Source organism: Methylobacillus sp. DLP286, from assembly GCF_056636515.1.
Genome location: NZ_CM153145.1, coordinates 1652158 through 1673019 on the forward strand (window position 1 = coordinate 1652158; position 20862 = coordinate 1673019).

16 protein-coding genes are annotated in these 20862 nt (G+C 59.2%); 9 read left to right on the plus strand and 7 right to left on the minus strand.

The window, feature by feature from the left end:
* The first annotated feature begins 220 nt into the window (after positions 1 to 220).
* The 8 genes from ACWXTG_RS08010 to ACWXTG_RS08045 all read left to right on the plus strand — a co-directional run bounded on the left by ACWXTG_RS08010 (position 221) and on the right by ACWXTG_RS08045 (position 11381).
* Positions 221 to 2272, plus strand: coding sequence for a TonB-dependent receptor (locus ACWXTG_RS08010; RefSeq protein ID WP_480219541.1), 2052 nt, complete (start codon positions 221 to 223; stop codon positions 2270 to 2272).
* A 280-nt stretch (positions 2273 to 2552) separates the two neighbouring features.
* Positions 2553 to 3857, plus strand: coding sequence for an ATP-binding protein (locus ACWXTG_RS08015; RefSeq protein ID WP_480219542.1), 1305 nt, complete (start codon positions 2553 to 2555; stop codon positions 3855 to 3857).
* Entirely contained in the window at positions 3854 to 4405 is a 552-nt protein-coding gene (locus tag ACWXTG_RS08020; RefSeq protein WP_480219543.1) for a response regulator transcription factor, read from the plus strand. The genes ACWXTG_RS08015 and ACWXTG_RS08020 overlap by 4 nt, the downstream gene beginning before the upstream one ends.
* A gap of 286 nt (positions 4406 to 4691) precedes the next feature.
* Entirely contained in the window at positions 4692 to 7061 is a 2370-nt protein-coding gene (ppsA, locus tag ACWXTG_RS08025) for a phosphoenolpyruvate synthase (RefSeq protein ID WP_309566301.1), read from the plus strand.
* A gap of 27 nt (positions 7062 to 7088) precedes the next feature.
* Positions 7089 to 7901 (plus strand): posphoenolpyruvate synthetase regulatory kinase/phosphorylase PpsR, encoded by an 813-nt coding sequence (gene ppsR, locus ACWXTG_RS08030; protein ID WP_309566300.1) that lies wholly within the window; start codon positions 7089 to 7091, stop codon positions 7899 to 7901.
* A gap of 264 nt (positions 7902 to 8165) precedes the next feature.
* Positions 8166 to 9635, plus strand: a complete 1470-nt coding sequence (locus tag ACWXTG_RS08035) for a catalase (protein ID WP_480219544.1) — start codon at positions 8166 to 8168, stop codon at positions 9633 to 9635.
* 127 nt (positions 9636 to 9762) lie between these two features.
* Positions 9763 to 10137, plus strand: a complete 375-nt coding sequence (locus tag ACWXTG_RS08040) for a DoxX family protein (protein ID WP_480219545.1) — start codon at positions 9763 to 9765, stop codon at positions 10135 to 10137.
* Between the two features lie 185 nt (positions 10138 to 10322).
* Entirely contained in the window at positions 10323 to 11381 is a 1059-nt protein-coding gene (locus tag ACWXTG_RS08045; RefSeq protein ID WP_309566297.1) for an NAD(P)-dependent alcohol dehydrogenase, read from the plus strand.
* A gap of 181 nt (positions 11382 to 11562) precedes the next feature.
* Here the strand turns inward: ACWXTG_RS08045 and lspA are convergent, their stop codons facing one another.
* Genes lspA through murJ form a run of 4 tightly spaced genes read right to left on the minus strand, consistent with a single transcriptional unit; the run spans position 11563 to position 17333 of the window.
* Complete coding sequence (gene lspA, locus ACWXTG_RS08050) at positions 11563 to 12018, minus strand: signal peptidase II (RefSeq protein ID WP_480219546.1); 456 nt, start codon at positions 12016 to 12018, stop codon at positions 11563 to 11565.
* Positions 12011 to 14815: an isoleucine--tRNA ligase gene (gene ileS, locus ACWXTG_RS08055; RefSeq protein WP_480219547.1), complete on the minus strand. Its 2805-nt coding sequence runs from the start codon at positions 14813 to 14815 to the stop codon at positions 12011 to 12013. The genes lspA and ileS overlap by 8 nt, the downstream gene beginning before the upstream one ends.
* A gap of 42 nt (positions 14816 to 14857) precedes the next feature.
* A complete protein-coding gene (locus ACWXTG_RS08060; protein ID WP_480219548.1) occupies positions 14858 to 15778 on the minus strand; it encodes a bifunctional riboflavin kinase/FAD synthetase in 921 nt (306 codons plus the stop codon).
* A 13-nt stretch (positions 15779 to 15791) separates the two neighbouring features.
* On the minus strand, positions 15792 to 17333 hold the full coding sequence (gene murJ / locus ACWXTG_RS08065) for a murein biosynthesis integral membrane protein MurJ (RefSeq protein ID WP_480219549.1): 1542 nt from the start codon (positions 17331 to 17333) through the stop codon (positions 15792 to 15794).
* 163 nt (positions 17334 to 17496) lie between these two features.
* Here murJ and rpsT point away from each other — a divergent pair, with 163 nt between their 5' ends.
* A complete protein-coding gene (gene rpsT / locus ACWXTG_RS08070; protein ID WP_230348911.1) occupies positions 17497 to 17760 on the plus strand; it encodes a 30S ribosomal protein S20 in 264 nt (87 codons plus the stop codon).
* A 288-nt stretch (positions 17761 to 18048) separates the two neighbouring features.
* On the opposite strand, the gene ACWXTG_RS08075 is transcribed toward rpsT, so the two are convergent.
* From ACWXTG_RS08075 to proB, 3 genes are read right to left on the minus strand one after another with little or no spacing between them, the layout of a single operon-like run.
* Positions 18049 to 19191 carry a 5-(carboxyamino)imidazole ribonucleotide synthase gene (locus ACWXTG_RS08075; RefSeq protein ID WP_480219550.1) on the minus strand — a complete coding sequence of 381 codons (1143 nt, stop codon included), beginning with the start codon at positions 19189 to 19191 and terminating at the stop codon, positions 18049 to 18051.
* Positions 19192 to 19236: 45 nt separating this feature from the next.
* A complete protein-coding gene (gene purE / locus ACWXTG_RS08080) occupies positions 19237 to 19731 on the minus strand; it encodes a 5-(carboxyamino)imidazole ribonucleotide mutase (protein WP_480219551.1) in 495 nt (164 codons plus the stop codon).
* 9 nt (positions 19732 to 19740) lie between these two features.
* On the minus strand, positions 19741 to 20859 hold the full coding sequence (gene proB / locus ACWXTG_RS08085; protein ID WP_480219552.1) for a glutamate 5-kinase: 1119 nt from the start codon (positions 20857 to 20859) through the stop codon (positions 19741 to 19743).
* Positions 20860 to 20862: the final 3 nt, after the last annotated feature.

A 20862-nucleotide genomic window follows, 5' to 3' on the forward strand; every position in this document is an offset into this window, starting at 1 on the left:
CCGATTGCCCATGGGGCCTACATCGCAGCACTACTCAACAGGCTTGCCGCGGCCCTGGCCTCATGTTCGATTCATGAGGCATGGCCTGCCGTATTCGCTGTCCCGGGCAGCAAGTATATGCCTTTGTCACGCAAAACGGCAGACCCCGGATCATTACCTTAATAGACCAATGACGGTCGGATAGACCCATTCCGACGACACCCCACCCAGGAGCATTTTCATGCAGTACCGTTACCGTCTTGTTGCACTGTCCGTGATGGCGGCATGCCACCACCAGGCATTCGCGGACCATGTCACGACACAGACCGGCAGCAACGACTCCACGATCACCATCGGCGGCATCGTCGTGACGGGCAACCGCGCTTCCGCCCTGCCCGCCCGCAGCATCCTCTCCTCTGTCGACGTCATCGGCAAAGAGGCGATCGAAACCCAATCGGTGCAGAACAGCTGGCAATTGTTTTCCCGCGCTCCCGGCGTGCAACTGACCGAATACCGCATGGGCACCACGACAGGGAAATTCTCGTTCCGCGGCTTCAACGGCGAGGGCGAAGTCAATGCCGTCAAGTTGCTCATCGACGGCATCCCCAGCAACAGCAACGACGGCAACATGCCTTATCTGGACATGCTGATGCCGCTCGATATCGAGGCGATCGAAGTCGTACGCGGCACCAACGACCCGCGGTACGGCCTGCACAATATTGCGGGCAATGCCAACGTCGTCACCAGGATAGGCGGCAACTACGCAACGGCGCGGGCCAGCTACGGCAGCTTCAACACGCGTGAACTGCAAACCGCCGTCGGCATCGAAAAAGACGGCTTCAGCCAGAATTACTTTGCGGCAGTGCAGGAATATCACGGATACCGCGACCATTCCGATTCCCGCAAGCATTCGGTGGCAGGTAAATGGTTTTACGATTCCGAGGACGGCCGCTTCCGCACCGGCCTGATCGCACGCCATTACCGGCAGGACGCCCAGGAAGCCGGCTACCTGACCTATGCGCAATCGCGCGCCAACGCCCGGCAATCCCTGCCGCACAATGCCGCTGACGGCGGAGAGCGTGAGCTCAACCAGCTCAGCCTGCATTTCGACTGGACCATCAACGATCACTGGTTCTGGTCCAACAAGGCCTACCTCAACACCATGGACGACCAGCGCTGGGTGAGGTTTTCCGTCATGAACGCCAACCAGCAGGAACGCCTGCTCAGGGAGAACCATACCGGGGTGCTGTCCACCTTGACCTGGCGGCCGGACGTGGACCATCTCGGCCTGCACAGCCTGGCCGTCGAGGGCGGCTTCAGCGCCGAATGGCAGAACAACGAAAACTACCGCTACACGACCAACGCCCGCAGCCGGCTAGGCGCAACGCGCAACCAGCATTACGAGTTCGACACCTACGGCGTCTACCTGCAGGCGGTGATCCGCCCCACCGCCAAGCTCAAGATCGTGCCGGCCTATCGCGTGGACCGCGTGGACGGCGATTTCAAGAACCTGCTCGATGGCAGCAATGCCGATGCGCAGGACTACGGCGCCATCCGCCAGCCCAAGATCAGCGCGGTATATAGCCTGTCAGAGCATTACAGCGTCTACGGCAACTGGGGGCGCAGCTTTCAGGTCGGCATCGGCGCAGCCACCTATAAAACCAACCCGCTCGCGCCCGATCTCAGGCCCTCCATCAACGACGGCTGGGAGGTCGGCTTGAAATTCCAGCCTACGGACTGGATCGACGGGCGTATCGCGGCCTGGGAGCAGAAAGCCAGCAACGAGGCGCGCCGCATCCTGGGCAGCGCCAGCAATGATTCCGAGAACATCGGCCAGACCTTGCGCCAGGGCATCGATTTCCAGGCGAACCTGCGCCCGACCGAAAAGCTGGATGTCTGGGCCAACCTGTCCGTACAGCGCTCGGAAATCACCAAGCCGGGCAACACCGAGCTGGGCAACAAGGGCCACGAGATCGACCATGTGCCAAGGCAGATTTACGGCCTGGGCGCCGATTACCGCATCCTGCCCACGCTCAAGCTTTCCGCCTGGGGCAACGGGCAAGGCGATTACTACCTGGAACGCTCCAACACCTGGGGCAAATACGGCGGCTATTTCCTCGTCAATTTGGGCGCCGCATGGCAAGTGCGGAAAAACGTCAGCCTGGAACTGCAAGTGCGCAACCTGGCGGACCGTTACTACGAATATGTTTATTACGACCCTGACTATACGCAAACCTTGCACTCGCCTGGCGAGGGCCGCGGCGTCTACGCCTCTGTCCGGCTGGATATCTAGCCTGCCCGCACGGGCCAGGCATGCCATCCGGCTTGGAGCCAACTGCGGAGTACGGATAAAGAAAAAGGCTGGGCACCAGCAAGTACCCAGCCTCTGCGAAAAGGCTATCGGCCTTTAGACGAGGTATCCTCAATTGGATAAGGGAATATTAAATGCAGCGCCGGCGCCTGGGAATGCGACATGTTGTCGCAGCCTCTCTCACGCCAGGCAAGGCGCATTTGCGCGGATGCGGCATTCTGCCGCATGCATTGCCAAGCCCTGCCTAGGGTAGAATCGCCCCATGTCCTCACTCGCCTTTGCCACGAACCTGCGCCGCCTGCTGTGGCTGCGCGTCGTCATGATGGCCGCCCTGGCATTGGCCAGCGTAGTCGCCACCCGGGCATTCGACATCGCGCTGCCCATGTTCGAGGTCGCCAGCGCCATCGGCCTCATGCTGGCCGTCAACCTACTCAGCTGGCTGCGCCTGTGGCGCCAGGCACGCATCCATGAACTCGAGCTGCTGACACAGCTATTGCTCGACATTGCCCTGCTCACCTGGCTGTTCTATGTCACGGGAGGCTACAGCAACCCTTTCGTCTGGATGTACCTGCTGCCGCTATCAGTGGCCGCCGTCGCGCTGCCCTGGCGCTATACATGGCTGATCGCGGCGTTGGTCATTGCCGCCTACAGCCTGCTGATGTTCTGGTACGAGCCGTTGACCATTCATAGCGCAGTGCATCACGGCGCTTCCTACCACGAGCATGACGAAGGCTTCAGCCTGCATTTGCTCGGCATGTGGGGCGGTTTCGTCGTCAGCGCGGTCGTCATTGCATTTTTCGTGGAGCGCATGGGACGCAACCTGCGCGAATATGACAAGCTGCTGGCCGAATCGCGGGAAAAAGTGCTCGCGAGCGAACGCATGCTGGCAATCGGCACTCTGGCGACAGGCGCGGCGCACGAGCTCGGCACCCCGCTCTCCACCATGGCGGTCATTGCCCAGGAGCTGGTGCAGGAGCATCGGCACGATCCTGAGCTGTCCGGCGCGCTCACCCTGCTGCGCAGGCAAATCGACCGTTGCAAGGAAATCCTCTCCTCCATCACCGCATCGGCGGGCATGATGCGCTCCGAAGCCGCTTCCTCCATGCCTGCGGATGCCTTTATCAGGCAAGTGGCGGAGCGCTGGAAGGAGATGCGCCCGGCCACGCAGATCAAGCTGGACATCCAGCTGACACAACCGAGCCCGGTGATTGTGGCCGACCTTGCCTTGGGCCAGGCCCTCACCAACCTGATCAACAACGCTGCCGACGCCTCGCCCGACGGCATCAGCCTGGCCGCCCGGGTCGAGCAGGATATTTTAGTCATCGACATCCATGACCGAGGCAGCTTCCCGAGCGCAGACCGGCTCGCGTTGATGGGCAGGCCATTCCATAGCACCAAGCAGAACGCCGGCGGCCTGGGCCTGGGCATATTCCTTGCCAAGTCGGTGTTGGAAAAATTCGATGGCGAAGTCGCATTCACGCCCAGGGAGCCTCAGGGCACCTTGACCCGGGTGCGTATTCCGTTGAAAAACCTCCAATTGCAGTCCACGCCGAAACACACGCCATGACACAAGAAACGCTTCAAGACCAGCCGACAATGCTGCTGGTGGACGATGACGAGATATTCACGCAAGTTCTGGAAAGAGCCATGCAAAAACGGGGATTCCTGGTGCAGGTCGCCCACAATGTGGCCGACGCCATGTCCATGTATGTGGACGAAAGCCCGGAATATGCCGTCATCGACCTGCGCATGCCCGGAGATTCCGGGCTGGCGTTGGTCAGGCACTTGCACCAGCTGGACAACCAGACCCGCATCGTGGTGCTCACGGGCTATGCCAGCATCGCCACCGCCGTGGAGGCGGTCAAGCTGGGCGCAACGCACTATCTTGCCAAGCCTGCGGACGCGGACCAGGTGCTTGCCGCATTCGAGCGAACGGAAGGCGATATCAACGCCCCCGTCCCCAACAATGCGCTTTCCGTCAACCGCATGGAATGGGAGCACATCCAACGCGTACTGCAGGAAAACGACGGCAACATCTCCGCCACTGCCCGCAGCCTCAATATGCACAGGCGCACCCTGCAGCGCAAGCTGAACAAGCATCCGGCCAGAAAATAACTAAGAATCCCTAGCCCATTTGGACTAGTCCCTATCCCCAAGCTGTTGCACAGCGTTTACAATCTTGGAATATTGCGTTTGCAAAGGGATTTTTTGCTGTCAGAGTGCGGTGACGCGTGACACCAAAGCCCAGAATAAGGCAAAATATTGGTTTTCTTATCTACATCCCCTTAAAATCTTTAGCTTTTTAGTATTACGCTCCCCGACAGCTCACTGCTTAATGGAAAGCCATACTGAAACAAAAACTTACGTGCGCCCAGCGCCATGTAATTGATGGAGAGTAAACATGTTGGATTACGTAATCGCCTTTGACAAGCTGCGCATCTCTGATGTGCCTGCAGTTGGCGGCAAGAATGCCTCTTTGGGCGAAATGATCAGCCAACTCACTGCCAAGGGCGTACGAGTGCCAGGTGGTTTTGCCACGACAGCTCACGCCTACCGCCAATTCCTGGCACAAGACGGCTTGGACAAGCGCATCAATGCGGAACTCGACAAGCTCGATGTCGACGATGTCGATGCATTGGCCGCCACCGGCGAAAAAATCCGCCAATGGATTGTCGACACCTCCTTCCCCAAGGAGCTGCAAGACGCCATCGCCGAGCATTACAAGGCACTGACCGCCGACTCCGGCGACGACATGACATTTGCCGTGCGCTCATCCGCGACGGCCGAAGACTTGCCTGACGCCTCTTTTGCAGGCCAGCAGGAAAGCTTCCTCAACATTCATGGCCTGGACAACATCCTGCACGCAATCAAGGAAGTGTTCGCATCCCTCTACAATGACCGCGCCATCTCCTATCGCGTGCACAAGGGCTTCATTCACGCCGACGTGGCACTGTCTGCCGGCGTGCAGCGCATGGTGCGCAGCAACCTCGGCAGCTCCGGCGTCATGTTCACCATGGATACCGAATCCGGTTTCCGCGACGTGGTCTTCATCACCTCCTCCTACGGCCTCGGCGAGACCGTAGTGCAAGGCGCGGTGAACCCGGATGAGTTCTATGTCCACAAGCCATTGCTGGCCAAGGGCTTCCCTGCCATCGTGCGCCGCACGCTGGGCTCCAAGCTGATCAAGATGGTGTTCAGCGACAGCAACGTCGCCGGCAAAAGCACCCATACCGTGGAGAACAGCAAGGAAGAAAGCGCGCGCTACTCCATCGCCGACGAGGAAATCCTCGAGCTTGCCCGTTTTGCCGTACTGATCGAGGAGCATTACAAGTGCCCGATGGACGTCGAATGGGGCCGCGACGGCGTGGACGGCAAGCTGTATATCCTGCAAGCCCGCCCGGAAACCGTGAAATCCCAAAGCGGCAACGTGGTCGAGAAATTCCAGATCAACAGCAGCGGCAACACCGCGATCATCACCGGCCGCGCCGTGACGCAGAAAGTCGGCTCCGGCCCGGTACGCGTGGTCAAGCACGCCTCTGAAATGAACACCGTGCAACCTGGCGACGTCTTGGTGGCCGACATGACCGACCCGAACTGGGAGCCCGTCATGAAGCGCGCATCCGCGCTGGTGACCAACCGCGGCGGCCGCACCTGCCATGCTGCCATCATTGCGCGTGAGCTGGGCATCCCTGCGATCGTCGGCAGCGTCAACGCCACAGATCTGCTGGAAGACGGCAAGGTCGTCACCGTTTCCTGTGCCGAAGGCGAAACCGGCTACGTCTATGCCGGCGCAGTGCCTTTCACCGTCACCCAGGAAGAAGAAGCCAAGCTGCCTCCGGCGCCTGTCAAGGTCATGATGAACGTCGGCAACCCCGACATGGCGTTCAGCTTCGCGCAAATCCCGAACGACGGCGTCGGCCTGGCCCGCCTGGAATTCGTGATCAACAACATGATCGGCATCCACCCCAAGGCCATCCTCAACCTCGACAGCGTGCCTGCCGACCTGCAAGAGGAAATCAAGCGCCGCGCCAAGGGTTACGAAAGCCCCCGCCAGTTCTACATCGACAAGCTGGCCGAGGGTGTGGCCACTATCGGTGCGGCATTCTGGCCCAAGCCTGTCATTGCGCGCATGTCCGACTTCAAGTCCAACGAATACCGCAAGCTGATTGGCGGCGAAATCTACGAGCCGGAAGAAGAAAACCCGATGCTGGGCTTCCGCGGCGCAACGCGCTACATCTCGCCAGATTTCGAGGACTGCTTCGAGCTCGAGTGCATTGCGATGCGAAAGGTACGCGAGCAGCTCGGCCTCACCAACGTCGAACTCATGATCCCGTTCGTGCGTACCCTGGACGAGGCGCGCAAAGTGGTCGAGATTCTTGCCAAGCACGGCCTCAAGCGCGGCGAAAACGGCCTGCGCCTGATCATGATGTGCGAAATCCCATCCAACGCCTTGCTGGCCGAACAGTTCCTGGAATATTTCGACGGCTTCTCCATCGGCTCCAACGACCTGACCCAGCTTTCCCTGGGCATGGACCGCGACTCAGGCCTGGTGGCTGCCGGCTTCGACGAGCGCGACCCTGCGGTCAAGGTGTTGCTGGAAATGGCGATCAGCACCGCGAACCGCCTAGGCAAGTACGTCGGCATCTGCGGCCAGGGGCCTTCCGACCATCCCGATTTCGCGGAGTGGCTGGTGGAAAAGGGCATCAAGTCCGTATCCCTCAACCCTGATACCGTGATCAACACCTGGCAACGCATCAGCAAGAGCAAGTAACTCACTTAGGCCAAGGGATAGCGCGCCATGCAGAAACGCAGTGTATTCTTCATTTCCGACGGCACCGGGATTACCGCCGAGTCCGTCGGGCATCTGCTGGCGCACTTTCCCACGGTGAGCTTCAAGCACATCCGCCTGCCTTTCACCAATTCGGAGCAGAAGGTGGAAGAAGCGCTGGTCAGGATCGCCGACACGGAAAAAGCAGACGGAGCCCGCCCTATCGTCGTCATGACCCTGGTCAACACCGACCTGCGCGACATGCTCAAGCAAAGCAACGCCGTGCATCTGGATGTGTTCGGTTCGTTCGTCGACCCGCTGGCCGAGGAGTTGCAGGAACAGCCCTCGCGCACCTCGGGTATAGCCCATAGCGTACTGGGCAACAGCTACTATGAACGCATCGATGCGATCAACTTCACGCTCAACCACGACGACGGCATGACCGATTTCGGCCTCAGCGAAGCGCAAGTGATCCTGGTCGGGGTATCCCGTTGCGGCAAGACGCCGACCAGCCTGTATCTGGCGATGCAGTTCGGCATCAAGGCGGCGAACTACCCGCTGATCCCGGAAGACCTTGAGCGCGGCACCCTGCCTGAAGCCTTGAAGAAGTATCCCGAGAAGCTGTACGGCCTGTCGATCAACCCCGAACGCCTGCACAGCGTGCGAAGCGAGCGCCGTCCCGACAGCCACTATGCCTCCTTGGACAACTGCCGCCACGAAATCCGCCTCGCGGAAGACCTGATGCAGCGTGAAGGCATCAGCTGGATCGACTCCACAAGCCGCTCGATTGAAGAATTGTCCACCATCATCCTGCAGAAAATCCGCGTGAACTCCAATCACTAGGTTCGCAGGTCATACAATTAAGATCAAGGGGGCTGCCAAGCCCCCTTTTTATTGTCATCTCCCCCACAAATCCATTAGCATTATCTATCATTAAAATAAAAACAATCAATTTTTACTATAAAAACAATATAGATAAGATGGTTGTCATCAGGCATGCGCTGCTTTATAAAAATATCGCAGTGATTCTGAAATTTGCTTGATAAATAAAACGGATCTGTCCGCGAGGACACGAATCCCATACCATCATCAATCAAGGAGAAAGTGATGAGTACATTGACAACCTCGGCTGGCGCGCCGGTGCCAGACGATAACAACAGTATCAGCGTCGGCCCGCGCGGCCCTCTCACCTTCGATAATCATTACCTGTTCGAGAAGCTTGCGCATTTCAACCGCGAGCGCATCCCGGAACGCGTCGTGCATGCCCGTGGCACAGGGGCTTATGGCACGTTCACATTAACCAAAAGCTTGAGCAATTTCACGATCGCAAACTTTCTGCAGCAGGTTGGCGACAAGACGGAAGTATTCGTGCGCTTCTCCACAGTGGGCGGCGGCCAGGATTCCAGTGATTTCGCCCGTGATCCGAGAGGCTTCGCCATCAAGTTCTACACCCGCGAAGGCAACTTCGACCTGGTCGGCAACAACACGCCGGTCTTCTTCCTCAACGACCCGATCAAATTCCCGGACTTTATCCACTCCCAGAAAAAAGATCCGCAAACCAACCTGTCCAATCCGGCCAATGCCTATGAATTCTGGGCCAACCATCCGCAATCGTTGCACCAAATGACCATCCTCATGTCCGATCGCGGCATTCCAGCCTCGTATCGCCATATGCACGGATTCAGTTCGCATACCCTGAGCCTCTGGAATGACCAAGACAAACGAGTATGGGTCAAATGGCACATCAAGAGCAACCAAGGCATCAAGACCGTCACTGCCGACGAGGCTGCGAAACTCCCGGCACACGGCGCCCAGCAGGACCTGGTCGACGCCATCGCCAGAAGGGAGTTTCCCTCCTGGACCGTCAAGGTGCAGATCATGACGGAAGCCGAAGCGCGCACTTACAACATCAATCCGTTCGATCTTACCAAGGTCTGGCCACATAGAGACTATCCTTTGATCGAGATTGGCCAGCTTGAGCTGAACCGCAATGTGGATAACTATTTTGCCGAGACGGAGCAAGCTGCGTTCGCTCCCAGCAATCTTGTACCAGGGATAGGCGCTTCGCCAGACAAGATGTTGCAGGCGCGCCTGCTGGCCTACCAGGATGCGCACCGCTACCGCATAGGCGTCAATGCCAACCAGTTGCCGGTCAATGCCGCCCACTGCCCGGTACATCACTACCAGCGCGATGGCGCCATGGCAGCAGGTTGCCCGGTAACAGGCCATGGCGCGGCAGCCGGCAGCCTGAACCAGGTGCCCAATTTCTACCCGAATGACCGGGCCGGCGTTTCACCGGCTCCCGCGCCGCAATATGCACAGCCGCCATTGCCCGTGCTTGAAGACGCATGGATCGGTTACCACGACCAGTCTGAAGAGGACTACTACAGTCAGCCAGGCGCATTGTTCCGTCTCATGAGTCCTAACCAGAAGCAGCAATTGTTCAATAACATCGCAGGCGGCCTGTCGCAAGCCAACGCATCCATCCAGGAACGCATGCTGGCCCAGTTCGCCAAGGCAGATCCAAACTATGCTGCCGGTGTAAAAACTGCGCTGGATGCCGCCAGCAATCAGTAAAACTGCATGAAGTGCGCATGCGGACATGGCATAGCTCGCAAAATTGTCTTATGGTAGAGCCTGGCGGCGGCAGATAGATATTGATCTGCCGCCGCCCATTCCAAGACTAAATGCAGAGGAGATATGAATGAACCAATATGCACACCTACTTGGTCGTATCCTGATCGCCATCATTTTCATTGTCGCAGGCGCGGGGAAAATTGCGGATCAAACCGGCACGGTAGCCTATATGGAGTCTGCCGGGGTGCCGGGCATACTGCTATGGCCCACGATTGCGCTTGAGCTTCTAGGCGGGATCGCCATTGTAGTCGGTTTCCAGACACGCCTGGTTGCCTGGTTGCTCGCCATTTTCTGTATCGCGGCTGCCTTCCTCTTCCACTTCGACCTGAAAGACTCGCTGCAAACCATCCTGTTTCTCAAGGACCTCGCCATCGCAGGCGGCTTCCTGATCCTGGCAAGCACGCCCACGCTCTGGCTGTCCGTCGACAGTCGCCGCAGTTGACCCACATACCCACATCAACTGTAAAACATGGACAAGCCCCAGCAGGCCGTTTCCTAGCTTGCTGGGGCTTGATAATTCATTTTTCAGGAATTGTGAAATTCCATTATTTCCATTTATTGGATCAATGAAGCGCGGCATAATGCCTCCATCTTCCTTTAACCCCTTCGTTTACCAGGAGTGCCAAAATGACCAAAGTCATCAGTTATGCCGCACATGATCCAAAATCGCCCTTGTCCCCCTTCTCATTCGAGCGCCGCCAGGTTGGGGCGAACGACGTACAGATCGAGATCCTGTTCTGTGGCGTTTGCCATTCCGATCTGCACCAGGCTCGCGACGAATGGGGAAACTCCACCTTCCCGCTCGTGCCGGGACATGAAATCGTGGGGCGCGTGACCCAGGTAGGCAGCAATGTCACCAAGTTCAAAGCTGGCGACCTCGCCGGCGTCGGCTGCCTAGTGGATTCATGCGGCACGTGCCCGGATTGCGCGGAAGGGCTGGAACAATTCTGCAACCATTCCGTATTCACCTATAACAGCCCGGATAAGAACATGCCCGGCCAGGCAACCTATGGCGGCTATTCCAACCTGATCGTGGTGGATGAGCGCTTCACGCTCAAGATTTCCGACAAGCTCGACCTGGCAGCGACAGCGCCGTTGCTCTGCGCCGGCATCACGACCTACTCCCCGCTGCGCCACTGGAATGTCGGCCCCGGCCAGAAAGTCGGCATTGTAGGCCTGGGCGGCCTGGGCCATATGGGCGTCAAGTTCGCCAAGGCTTTCGGCGCACACACGGTATTGTTCACCACCTCCCCCAGCAAAGTGGAGGACGCAAAACGCCTGGGGGCCGATGAAGTCATCATATCCAAGGACCCCGAGCAAATGCAGCAGCACCTGCAAAGCTTCGACTTCATCCTCAACACCGTCGCCGCGCCGCACGACCTTGACCAGTTCATGGCCCTGCTCAAGCGCGACGGTTCGATGTGCCTGGTGGGCGTGCCCGACAGCCCGCATCCCTCGCCCAGCGTCGCCAACCTGATCTTCAAGCGCCGCAAGCTGGCCGGCTCCTTGATCGGCGGCATCAAGGAAACCCAGGAAATGCTGGATTTCTGCGCCGAGCACAACATCATCTCCGACATCGAGCTGATCCCGATCCAGGAAATCAACAATGCATTCGAGCGCATGCTGAAAAGCGACGTGAAATACCGCTTCGTGATTGATATCGCCAGCCTCAAGCAAGCTGCTTAAAAAAATTCTTCTGGGCCTACCCTGCCTTGCCGTACTAGTTGTACTGTCTTCGGCAAGGCGCCTGGTCAGAATCGTTTCGCTGGATTGTTGTTAACGCTTCCACAAGCCGACCATGACATGAAATAAAAAAGCACACCAAGGTGTGCTTTTTTTGTTTATTCACGTCTCCGTGTCTAGCGACTCAGGCTTTCTTCCTGAAGCTGTCCAGTATCAGCAACGCGACACCGACGCAAATCGCCGAATCCGCCACGTTGAACGCCGGCCAGTAGTATTCCTTGTAATGGAAAAACAGAAAGTCCACCACATAGCCCAAGGTCACGCGGTCATAGAGGTTGCCTAACGCGCCGCCCAGCACCAGGGCCAACCCAAGGCAGAACAGGCGCTGCTGCGGACGCTTGCGCAACAGGCGGATGATGATGACGGAAGCCACCACGGCAATCGCGCTGAAAAAGATACGCTGCCAGCCGCCGGCCGCCGCAAGGAAGCTAAATGCGGCACCTTCGTTGTGATAGCGGACCAGGTCGAAAAAGGAAGTCAGCTGCACATGCTCGCCATATTCGAACGCCTTGAGCACCAGGTGCTTGGTGTAAAGGTCCAGCGCAATGACGATGCCGCTAAGGCCCAGCCATTTAAGCATAATGGCGCGACTCGCCCTGGCCGAACAGGTTGCTGACGCAACGCCCGCAGATAGTGGGATGCGCGGCATCGCTGCCGACATCGGCGCGGTAGTGCCAGCAGCGCTCGCACTTGGCATGCGCGCTGGCGCTTACCTTCACCTCCAGCTCGCCCTCGCGCGCATGCAGGGTGGCGCGCGACGCCATGAGCACGAAGCGCAGGTCGTCTTGCAGACGCGCCAATGCGGCATGAATATCGCCGCTGGCATAGATATCCAGCTCGGCCTGCAGGGAAGCGCCGATCTTGCCTTGCGCACGCTCGTTCTCGATCGCCTTGTTGGAGACGTTGCGCACCTCCAACACCGTACCCCATGCCTGCAATGCCGCCTGGTCCAGGCCGTGCTCCGGCAAGGCATACCAGGTTTCCTCGAACACGGTGGCCTGGGCATCCAGGCCCAGCGTGTTCCAGATTTCATCCGCAGTGAAGCTGAGGATAGGCGCCATCAGGCGCATCAGGGCATGGGTGATGTGGTGCAGCGCGCTCTGCGCGGAACGGCGCGCGCGCGACTTGTCGCCCGAGGTGTAGAGCCTGTCCTTGAGGATATCCAGGTAGAAGCCGCCCAGCTCCTCGGAGCAGAAGCCCACCAGTTTTTGCACCGCGAGGTGGAATTCATAGCGGTCGAAGTCGGCAATCACCTGCTCCTGCAATTTCTGCGTCAGGGCCAGGCCGAAGCGGTCCAGCTCCAGCCACTGCCCGACCGGCAGCGAATCCTGCCGCGTATCGAAATCGGCCAGGTTGGCGAGCAGGAAGCGCAGCGTGTTGCGGATGCGGCGGTAGCTGTCGGTCACGCGCTTGAGGATTTCCTCGGACAGCGACATTTCGCCGGAATAGTCCGTGGACGCAATCCACAGGCGCAGCATGTCCGCGCCGAGGCGGTTGCAGATATCCTGCGGCTCGATGCCGTTGCCGCGCGATTTCGACATCTTGTAGCCCTTCTCGTCCACGGTGAAGCCGTGGGTGAGCAAGGCGTCGTAAGGCGCGCGGCCGTCGATGGCGCAGCCGGTGAGCAAGGAGGACTGGAACCAGCCGCGGTGCTGGTCCGAACCTTCCAGGTACAAGTCGGCTGGGCTTTGCAGTTCAGGACGGCGCTTCAATACTGCCGCATGCGTGGCGCCGGAATCGAACCAGACATCAAGAGTGTCCGTCACTTTTTTATACTGATCTGCGTTATCCGGCGCATGCTGGGCCAGGAACGCCGCACCGTCGAGCGAGAACCAGGCTTCGATGCCTTGCTGTTCCACCTGCAAGGCGACGGTCTCGAGCAGCTTCGCAGTTTGCGGATGCGGTTCTCCGGTTTCCTTGTGCACGAAGAACGGCATCGGCACGCCCCAGTTGCGCTGGCGCGAGACGCACCAGTCGGGACGGTTCTTGATCATCGCCTCAAGGCGCGCGCGGCCCCAGGCAGGATAGAACGCCGTATCGTCCACCGCCTTGTTCGCCAGTTCGCGCAACGATTTGCCATTGCTGCCGGCCTGGTTCATGCCGATGAACCATTGGTGGGTCGCCAGCTGCATCAATGGCGTCTTGTGGCGCCAGCAATGCGGAAAGCTATGGTTGAGGCGTGCGCTGGCGAACAATGCACCTTTCTCCTGCAACACGGTGAGGATCACCTTGTTGGCCTCTTGCCGGTTCAAGCCGCGGATCGCCGCCAGTTCGACCAACTCGCTGTTGAAGAACTTGCCGTCGCCGCCGATCAGCACGCGCGGCTTTTCCTCGGGATAATGCGCGCGCATCACCAGCCAGTCGTCGTTACCGTGGGCGGCGGCGGTGTGCACCAGGCCGGTACCGGCATCGGTCGTGACATGATCGCCAGTGATCACGGGAACGGTGCGTTGGTCGAAAGGATGCTGCAACAGCAGGCCCTTGAGCGCCGCGCCCTTGGCAGAGCCGAGCACTTGCGCCTCTTCCTCGCCATAGCGCTTGAGCGTCGCTTCGGCCAGGTCGCGCGCCAGCACTAGCAAGCCGCGCGAGGTCTGCAGCAGGTCGTAATCGAGTTCGGGATGCACGCTTACCGCCTGGTTGGCAGGCAAGGTCCAGGGCGTAGTGGTCCAGATCACTGCGTAGGCATCGCCATTGATGGCGGTATTGAACGCCGCGCCGAGCGTAGCGTTATCGACGAACCTGAAGCCGACGTCGATCGCGGGCGAGTTGACGTCCTCGTACTCGACTTCGGCTTCGGCCAGTGCCGAACCGCAGTCCACGCACCAGTGCACGGGCTTGGAGCCTTGGTAGAGGTAGCCGTTCTCGTAGATGTCGCCGAGCGCGCGGATGATGTCGGCCTCGGTCTGGAAATCCATGGTGAGGTAGGGATGGTCCCAGTCGCCCAGCACGCCCAGGCGGATGAAGTCCTGCTTCTGCCTCGCCACCTGCTCGGCGGCATAGGCGCGGCACAGCTCGCGGAACTTGGCCGGCGGGATATCCTTGCCGTGCTGCTTCTCGACCGCCAGCTCGATCGGCAGGCCGTGGCAATCCCAGCCCGGCACGTAAGGCGCATCGAAACCGGACAGGGTTTTGGACTTGACGATGATGTCCTTCAATATCTTGTTGACCGCATGCCCGAGATGGATCGCGCCGTTGGCATACGGCGGGCCGTCGTGCAGGATGAATTTCTTCGCGCCCTTGCGCGCATTGCGTATGCGCTGGTACACCTGTTTTTCCTGCCAGCTTTTCAGCCATGCGGGTTCACGCTTCGCCAGTTCTCCGCGCATGGGGAAACTGGTTTCGGGCAGGTTCAACTTGTATTTGGTGTTTTCGCTCATCAGTCTAGTTTCAATCAATCTTCAAAAATCAGGCTTCGTCGCTCACGGGTTGGCGCGGAAATACTCGCGCGCCATCTCGGCATCCTTGGCAATCCAGTATTTCAAGGTATCCAGGCTGTCGAATTTCATTTCGTCGCGTATCTTGTGCATGAATTTCACGCGCACATGCCGGCCATAGATATCGCCGTTGAAATCGAACAGGTGCGCCTCCAGCGTCGGCTTGCCATCCTGCTTCACCGTAGGGCGCACGCCGAGGCTGGCGACGCCGGGCCAATCGCCCCCCTCGGCCAAACCCTCTAATTTTACCGCATAGATGCCGAAAAGCGGCGGCCTATCGTGCAGCATGTGAATATTCGCCGTGGGATAGCCAAGCTCGCGCGCGAGCTTGTCGCCATGCACCACCTTGCCGCTGATACTGTAAGGCCGCCCCAGCAGGCGCGCAGCTTCAACCAGCCGGCCTTGCGCCAGCGCCTCGCGGATTGCAGTGCTGGAAACGCGCTTGCCGTCCAGGTTGATCTGCGGCTGGCTTTGCAGGTTAAAGCCACCGCGGGCAAAGTCTTGCATGCTGCCCTGCCGCCCGGCGCCAAAACGGAAATCCTCGCCGACCAGAATGGCCCGCGCATCCAAGGCGTTGCGCAGGATATCCTGCATGAAGGCTTCGACGGTAATGGCGGCGAAACGGCGGTTGAAATGGCAGACATAGACGTAATCCACGCCGGCCTCGGCGAACAGCTCCAGCTTCTCGCGCAACGAAGTCAGCCGCGTCGGCGCCTTGTCAGGGGCAAAAAACTCCCTGGGATGCGGCTCGAATGTCATCACTGCCGACTTCAGGCCCTGTGCGGCAGCCACCTCGATCAAGCGCCGCAGCAAGGCCTGGTGGCCCAGGTGCACGCCGTCGAAATTGCCGATCGCAACCGCAAGCGGATGGTGAGCTGCCTGGTGGAAATGACGAAATATCTGCATGGCGCTCCGTTCCTCAGCTCACACTACGCTTGATGAAGTCGCGGATACGCAAGCCCATCAGCCACAAGGCGGCAAAATAGACCGCCACACCGAGGCCCACGAGCCCCAGCAAATACATCAGCTTGTTCCACAAACTGGCATGCAGCCAGTATCCGCTATCGCCCGCCCCCAGCCAGAGCGCAATCCCCATCGCCAGCAAGGCCACGACGACGCGTGCAATAAAACCCAGCCAGCCAGGCTGCGGCCGGTAAATGCCGCTCTTGCGCAAGTTATAATAGAGTAGGCCGGCGTTGATGCAGGCGCCCAGTCCAATCGCCAATGCCAGGCCTGCATGCCGGAAAATGCCGACAAAAGCCAGGTTCATCAATTGCGTGGCAAACAAGGTCACCACCGCGATCTTGACCGGCGTCTTGACGTTCTGGCGCGCATAAAAGCCGGGCGCGAGCACCTTGACCAGGATCAAGCCCAGCAATCCCAGGCTATAGGCAATCAGCGCCTGGCGCGTCATCCAGACGTCGTGCTCGGTGAAGGCCCCGTAGTGGAACAAGGACGTCACCAGCGGCACCGACAGCACGGCCAGCGCCACCGCCGCCGGCAAGGCCAGGATCAATGTCAGGCGCAATCCCCAGTCCAGCAACGCGGAATATTCGTGTTCCGCCTTGTCCGCGACGCTTTTCGACAGGCTGGGCAGCAGGATGGTCCCCAGCGCGACGCCCAGCAAGCCGGTAGGAAACTCCATAAGGCGGTCGGCATAATAAAGCCAGGACACGCTGCCGCTTTCGAGGAAAGAGGCAAAAATCGTGTTGATGAGCAATGACAGCTGGGCAATCGAGACGCCGAACACTGCCGGCCCCATCAAGCGCAAGATGCGCCAGACGCCCTCATCCCTGAAATCGAACCGCAACTTCGGCAGCATGCCGATCTTGCGCAGGAAGGGCAATTGGAAAGCCAATTGCAGCACGCCGCCTGCGAACACTGCCCAGGCCAGCACCATGATAGGCGGGTCGAAATAAGGGGCAAAGAACAATGCGGCAATGATAAATGCGATGTTGAGCCAGACCGGCGTAAACGCCGGCACGGAAAACCTGCCATAGGTATTGAGCACGCCGCCAGCCAGGGAAACCAGGGAGATAAGCAGGATATAGGGGAAAATGATGCGCAGCATGTCGATGGTCAGCGCGAAGGTTTCAGGCTCGCTATGCGCCCAGCCTGGCGCGCTGACGTAGGCAACTACCGGAGCCGCCAGCATGCCTACCAGGGTCACTCCCATCAGCACCAGGCCGAGCAAGGTCGCCACCTTGCTGATCAGGTCATAGGTTTCATCGTGGCCTCGGCGGTTCTTGTATTCGGCCAGGACCGGCACAAAAGCCTGGGAAAAAGCGCCCTCGGCAAACAGGCGGCGCAACAGGTTGGGAATCTTGAAGGCGACAAAGAAAGCGTCCGTGTAGATCCCTGCACCGAACACCCGTGCAATTAACGTATCCCTGACGAACCCTAATACCCGGGAAACAAAGGTCATGCTCCCGACAGCAGCTAACGCTTTTAACAGATTCATTGCACACGCATCACGAGTAATCGAGCCCAAGGGATAGACCAAAGCGGGGATTTTATCACGGCTAGTCCGGCAACTCACTGAAAGGTCAACATAGGGATTGCATTCACGAGGAAAATTGGTTAATATGCCGGGCTTCGAATTCAATTAACAGGAATTATCATCCATGGCTAATAGCGCACAGGCGAGAAAGCGTGCACGTCAGGCAATCAAGCAACGCGCCCACAATGCAAGTTTGCGCTCGGCTCTGCGTACCGCGGTCAAAAAGATCATCAAAGCGGTTGAAGCCGGCGACAAGACTGCAGCTCAAAGCGTGTTCAACGAAAATGTCAGCGTGATCGACCGCATTGCAGACAAGAAAATCATCCACAAGAACAAGGCCGCTCGCCACAAGAGCCGCCTGAGCGCAGCGATCAAGGCTCTTGCCTGATCCGACTCGTATTCTTGCGTAAAAAAGCCGGGACATATCCCGGCTTTTTTATTGCTCCGTATTTGCAACACCTCTTCTAATGCCTAGGTTGATTGCAGACCTGTAGCGACATTGGATTCCCTTGCGGCAATCAATCCAGCAGCAATATAGTGTTGGATATCCACAACAATGCATTACTAATGGGCAGCAAAGCAAGTTAGCAAGCTGAGACAAGACCATCCCGCAAGCAGCAGCGGAAACGAAAAAGCCAGGCAGACCACCTAGCTTTTTCCATTCAAACCAATTTCCTCAATCCTCGATTCCCAAGGCATGGCGCACTTTCAATGCACCCTGCAGGGTTTGATCGATCCTTTCCCCAACCACGGTAAAGTGGCCCATCTTGCGGCCCGGCCTGGCCTCATGCTTGCCGTAAAGGTGCATTTTCAACCCTGGCTCGGCATAGACATCTCCCCATGACGGCTCGCCTTCGCCCCAGATATCGCCAAGCAAATTCACCATCACCGCCGGGCTGTGCTGGCGCGCATCGCCCAGAGGCAGGCCGGCCAACACGCGCACCTGCTGCTCGAACTGGTTGGTCACGCATGCATCTATGGTGTAGTGACCGGAGTTATGCGGACGCGGCGCCATTTCATTGACCAGCAAACGGCCTTCGCTGACGAAGAACTCGACGCCCAGCACGCCGGCGTAATTAAGCTTTTGCGCCACATCCACCGCCAGCTGGCGGGCTTGCTCACGAATCGCAGCATCGCCTCGAGCCGGGGCAATGCTGACGTCGAGGATGCCGTTCAGGTGGCTGTTTTCCGCCACGGGAAAGGTCTCTACATTGCCTTCCGCGTCGCGCGCCAATACCACGGACACTTCATAATCCAGCTTCAGCATGCGCTCGAGCACGCAGACCTCCGTGCCGAATTTCTCGAAAGCGGCGCCGGCTTCCTCAGGCGTCGCCACCCGGGCCTGGCCTTTGCCGTCATAGCCGAAGCGCGCCACCTTGAGGATAGCGGGATAAAGCCCGCTATCGGCGCCGGGAATGTCAGCCGCCTGCCGGATCACGGCATAAGGCGCCACCGGCAGGCCGGAATCGCGGAAAAAGTTCTTTTCCGCGACGCGGTTCTGCGCAATCGCCACCGAAGCTGCCGCAGGACGCACGGTACGGTGCTGTGCGAGGAATTCCAGCGTGGATGCCGGCACATTCTCGAACTCGGTGGTAACGGCTTCACATTGCTCAGCCAGCGACCGTAAGGCAGCCTCATCGTCGTAGGCCGCGCAGAGGTGCACATCGGCAATCTTGCCTGCAGGGCTGTTGCGGTCCGGATCCAGCACCGCCACCTTGTAGCCCATCTCATGAGCCGCAATCACGAAGAAGCGGCCCAACTGGCCGCCGCCCAGCATCCCCAGCATCGCTGGAGGCAATATAGTTTTTGCACTACTCACGCAAACTCCTCAAAACTCGATATTCAGCATTATCATCAAGACTTATCAAGGCTGGTCTTGCAATTTCATGTCCAGCACCCGTGCGGACTGTGCAGCCCGGAAATCAGCCAATTGCTGCGCGAGCCCGGCATCCGTCGTCGCCAGGATGGCAGCGGCAAACAGACCGGCATTGGCCGCGCCCGCCTCGCCAATCGCAAATGTCGCCACGGGAATGCCCTTGGGCATCTGCACGATGGATAGCAGGGAATCCTGCCCTTGCAAGTGACGGGATGGCACCGGCACGCCAAGCACCGGCAATGTCGTCTTGGCGGCCACCATGCCCGGCAGGTGCGCCGCACCGCCAGCACCGGCAATAATGACGCGCAAGCCGCGTTCGGCAGCCTGTTCGGCAAATTCGAACATCAGGTCCGGCGTGCGATGCGCAGACACCACGCGCGCCTCATAGGCGATGCCGAAGTCAGCCAGCACCTGGGCCGCTGCGCGCATGACGGGCCAGTCGCTATCTGAGCCCATGATGATACCAACCAATGGTTTGGACATGATTTCCCCTTACACCAGAATCAGGTTATCGCGATGAATCAATTCAGGCTCATCGACATAACCCAGGATATGTTCAATTTCGTGGCTCGGCTTGCGCAGGATGCGTGCGGTTTCCAGCGCGCTGTAATTCACCAGGCCGCGTGCGATTTCCTGTCCCGCGGCATTCGCGCACGACACCACCTCGCCGCGCTCGAAACTGCCCTCCACCGCAATCACGCCGATCGGCAACAGGCTGCGCCCGCCTTCAAGCAAGGCCTTGGCGGCGCCTTCGTCCAATACGACCTTGCCCGCCAAGCGCAAGTGGTCGGCAAGCCATTGCTTGCGCGCCAGGGTCTTGACCTGGCCCGCCTTGAGATGGGTGCCCACCACCTCGCCCTGCGCCAGCCTCACCAGCACATCGGGCTCGCGGCCCGAGGCTATGACGGTATGCGCCCCGCTGCGTGCCGCACGCTTGGCAGCGAGTATCTTGGTGAGCATGCCGCCGCTGCCGATCAAGGTGCCAGCGCCGCCGGCCATTTTCTCCAGGGCCGGGTTGCCGGCAGTTTCATGCTGGATGAATTCCGCGTCGGGATGCTTGCGCGGGTCGGCGGAATACAAACCGGGCTGGTCGGTGAGGATCACCAGCGCATCGGCCTCGATCAAGTTGGCGACCAGCGACCCCAGGGTGTCGTTGTCGCCGAAGCGGATCTCATCGGTCACCACGGTGTCGTTTTCGTTGATCACGGGGATCACGCCCAAATCCAGCAAGGTACGCAAGGTCGTGCGTGCGTTCAGGTAGCGTTTCCTATCCGCCAGGTCGGCATGCGTCAACAATATCTGGGCGGTATGCAGGCCGTGCGAGGCAAAACAGGTTTCGTACATCTGCACCAGGCCCATCTGCCCGACGGCAGCAGCCGCCTGCAATTCATTGATCGCGACCGGCCGCTTCTTCCAGCCCAGGCGCTGCATGCCCTCGGCCACAGCGCCGCTGGACACCAGCACCACCTGCTTGCCGGACTTGACCAACCTGGCGATCTGGTCGGCCCAGGCTGCAATCGCATGCTTGTCCAGGCCCGCCCCATTATTGGTCACCAGGCTGGAGCCGACCTTGACCACCAAACACCTTGCATTCAATAACAACGATGTCATTTC

Bases quoted from the DNA above. Each gene is read 5' to 3' on its own strand.
- ppsR (WP_309566300.1), top strand. From the start codon at position 7,089: ATGCAGAAACGCAGTGTATTCTTCATTTCCGACGGCACCGGGATTACC.
- ACWXTG_RS08060 (WP_480219548.1), bottom strand. From the start codon at position 15,778: ATGCAGATATTTCGTCATTTCCACCAGGCAGCTCACCATCCGCTTGCG.
- ACWXTG_RS08040 (WP_480219545.1), top strand. From the start codon at position 9,763: ATGAACCAATATGCACACCTACTTGGTCGTATCCTGATCGCCATCATT.
- lspA (WP_480219546.1), bottom strand. From the start codon at position 12,018: ATGCTTAAATGGCTGGGCCTTAGCGGCATCGTCATTGCGCTGGACCTT.
- proB (WP_480219552.1), bottom strand. From the start codon at position 20,859: ATGACATCGTTGTTATTGAATGCAAGGTGTTTGGTGGTCAAGGTCGGC.
- ACWXTG_RS08010 (WP_480219541.1), top strand. From the start codon at position 221: ATGCAGTACCGTTACCGTCTTGTTGCACTGTCCGTGATGGCGGCATGC.
- ACWXTG_RS08045 (WP_309566297.1), top strand. From the start codon at position 10,323: ATGACCAAAGTCATCAGTTATGCCGCACATGATCCAAAATCGCCCTTG.
- ileS (WP_480219547.1), bottom strand. From the start codon at position 14,815: ATGAGCGAAAACACCAAATACAAGTTGAACCTGCCCGAAACCAGTTTC.
- ACWXTG_RS08035 (WP_480219544.1), top strand. From the start codon at position 8,166: ATGAGTACATTGACAACCTCGGCTGGCGCGCCGGTGCCAGACGATAAC.
- purE (WP_480219551.1), bottom strand. From the start codon at position 19,731: ATGTCCAAACCATTGGTTGGTATCATCATGGGCTCAGATAGCGACTGG.
- ppsA (WP_309566301.1), top strand. From the start codon at position 4,692: ATGTTGGATTACGTAATCGCCTTTGACAAGCTGCGCATCTCTGATGTG.
- rpsT (WP_230348911.1), top strand. From the start codon at position 17,497: ATGGCTAATAGCGCACAGGCGAGAAAGCGTGCACGTCAGGCAATCAAG.
- ACWXTG_RS08020 (WP_480219543.1), top strand. From the start codon at position 3,854: ATGACACAAGAAACGCTTCAAGACCAGCCGACAATGCTGCTGGTGGAC.
- murJ (WP_480219549.1), bottom strand. From the start codon at position 17,333: ATGAATCTGTTAAAAGCGTTAGCTGCTGTCGGGAGCATGACCTTTGTT.
- ACWXTG_RS08015 (WP_480219542.1), top strand. From the start codon at position 2,553: ATGTCCTCACTCGCCTTTGCCACGAACCTGCGCCGCCTGCTGTGGCTG.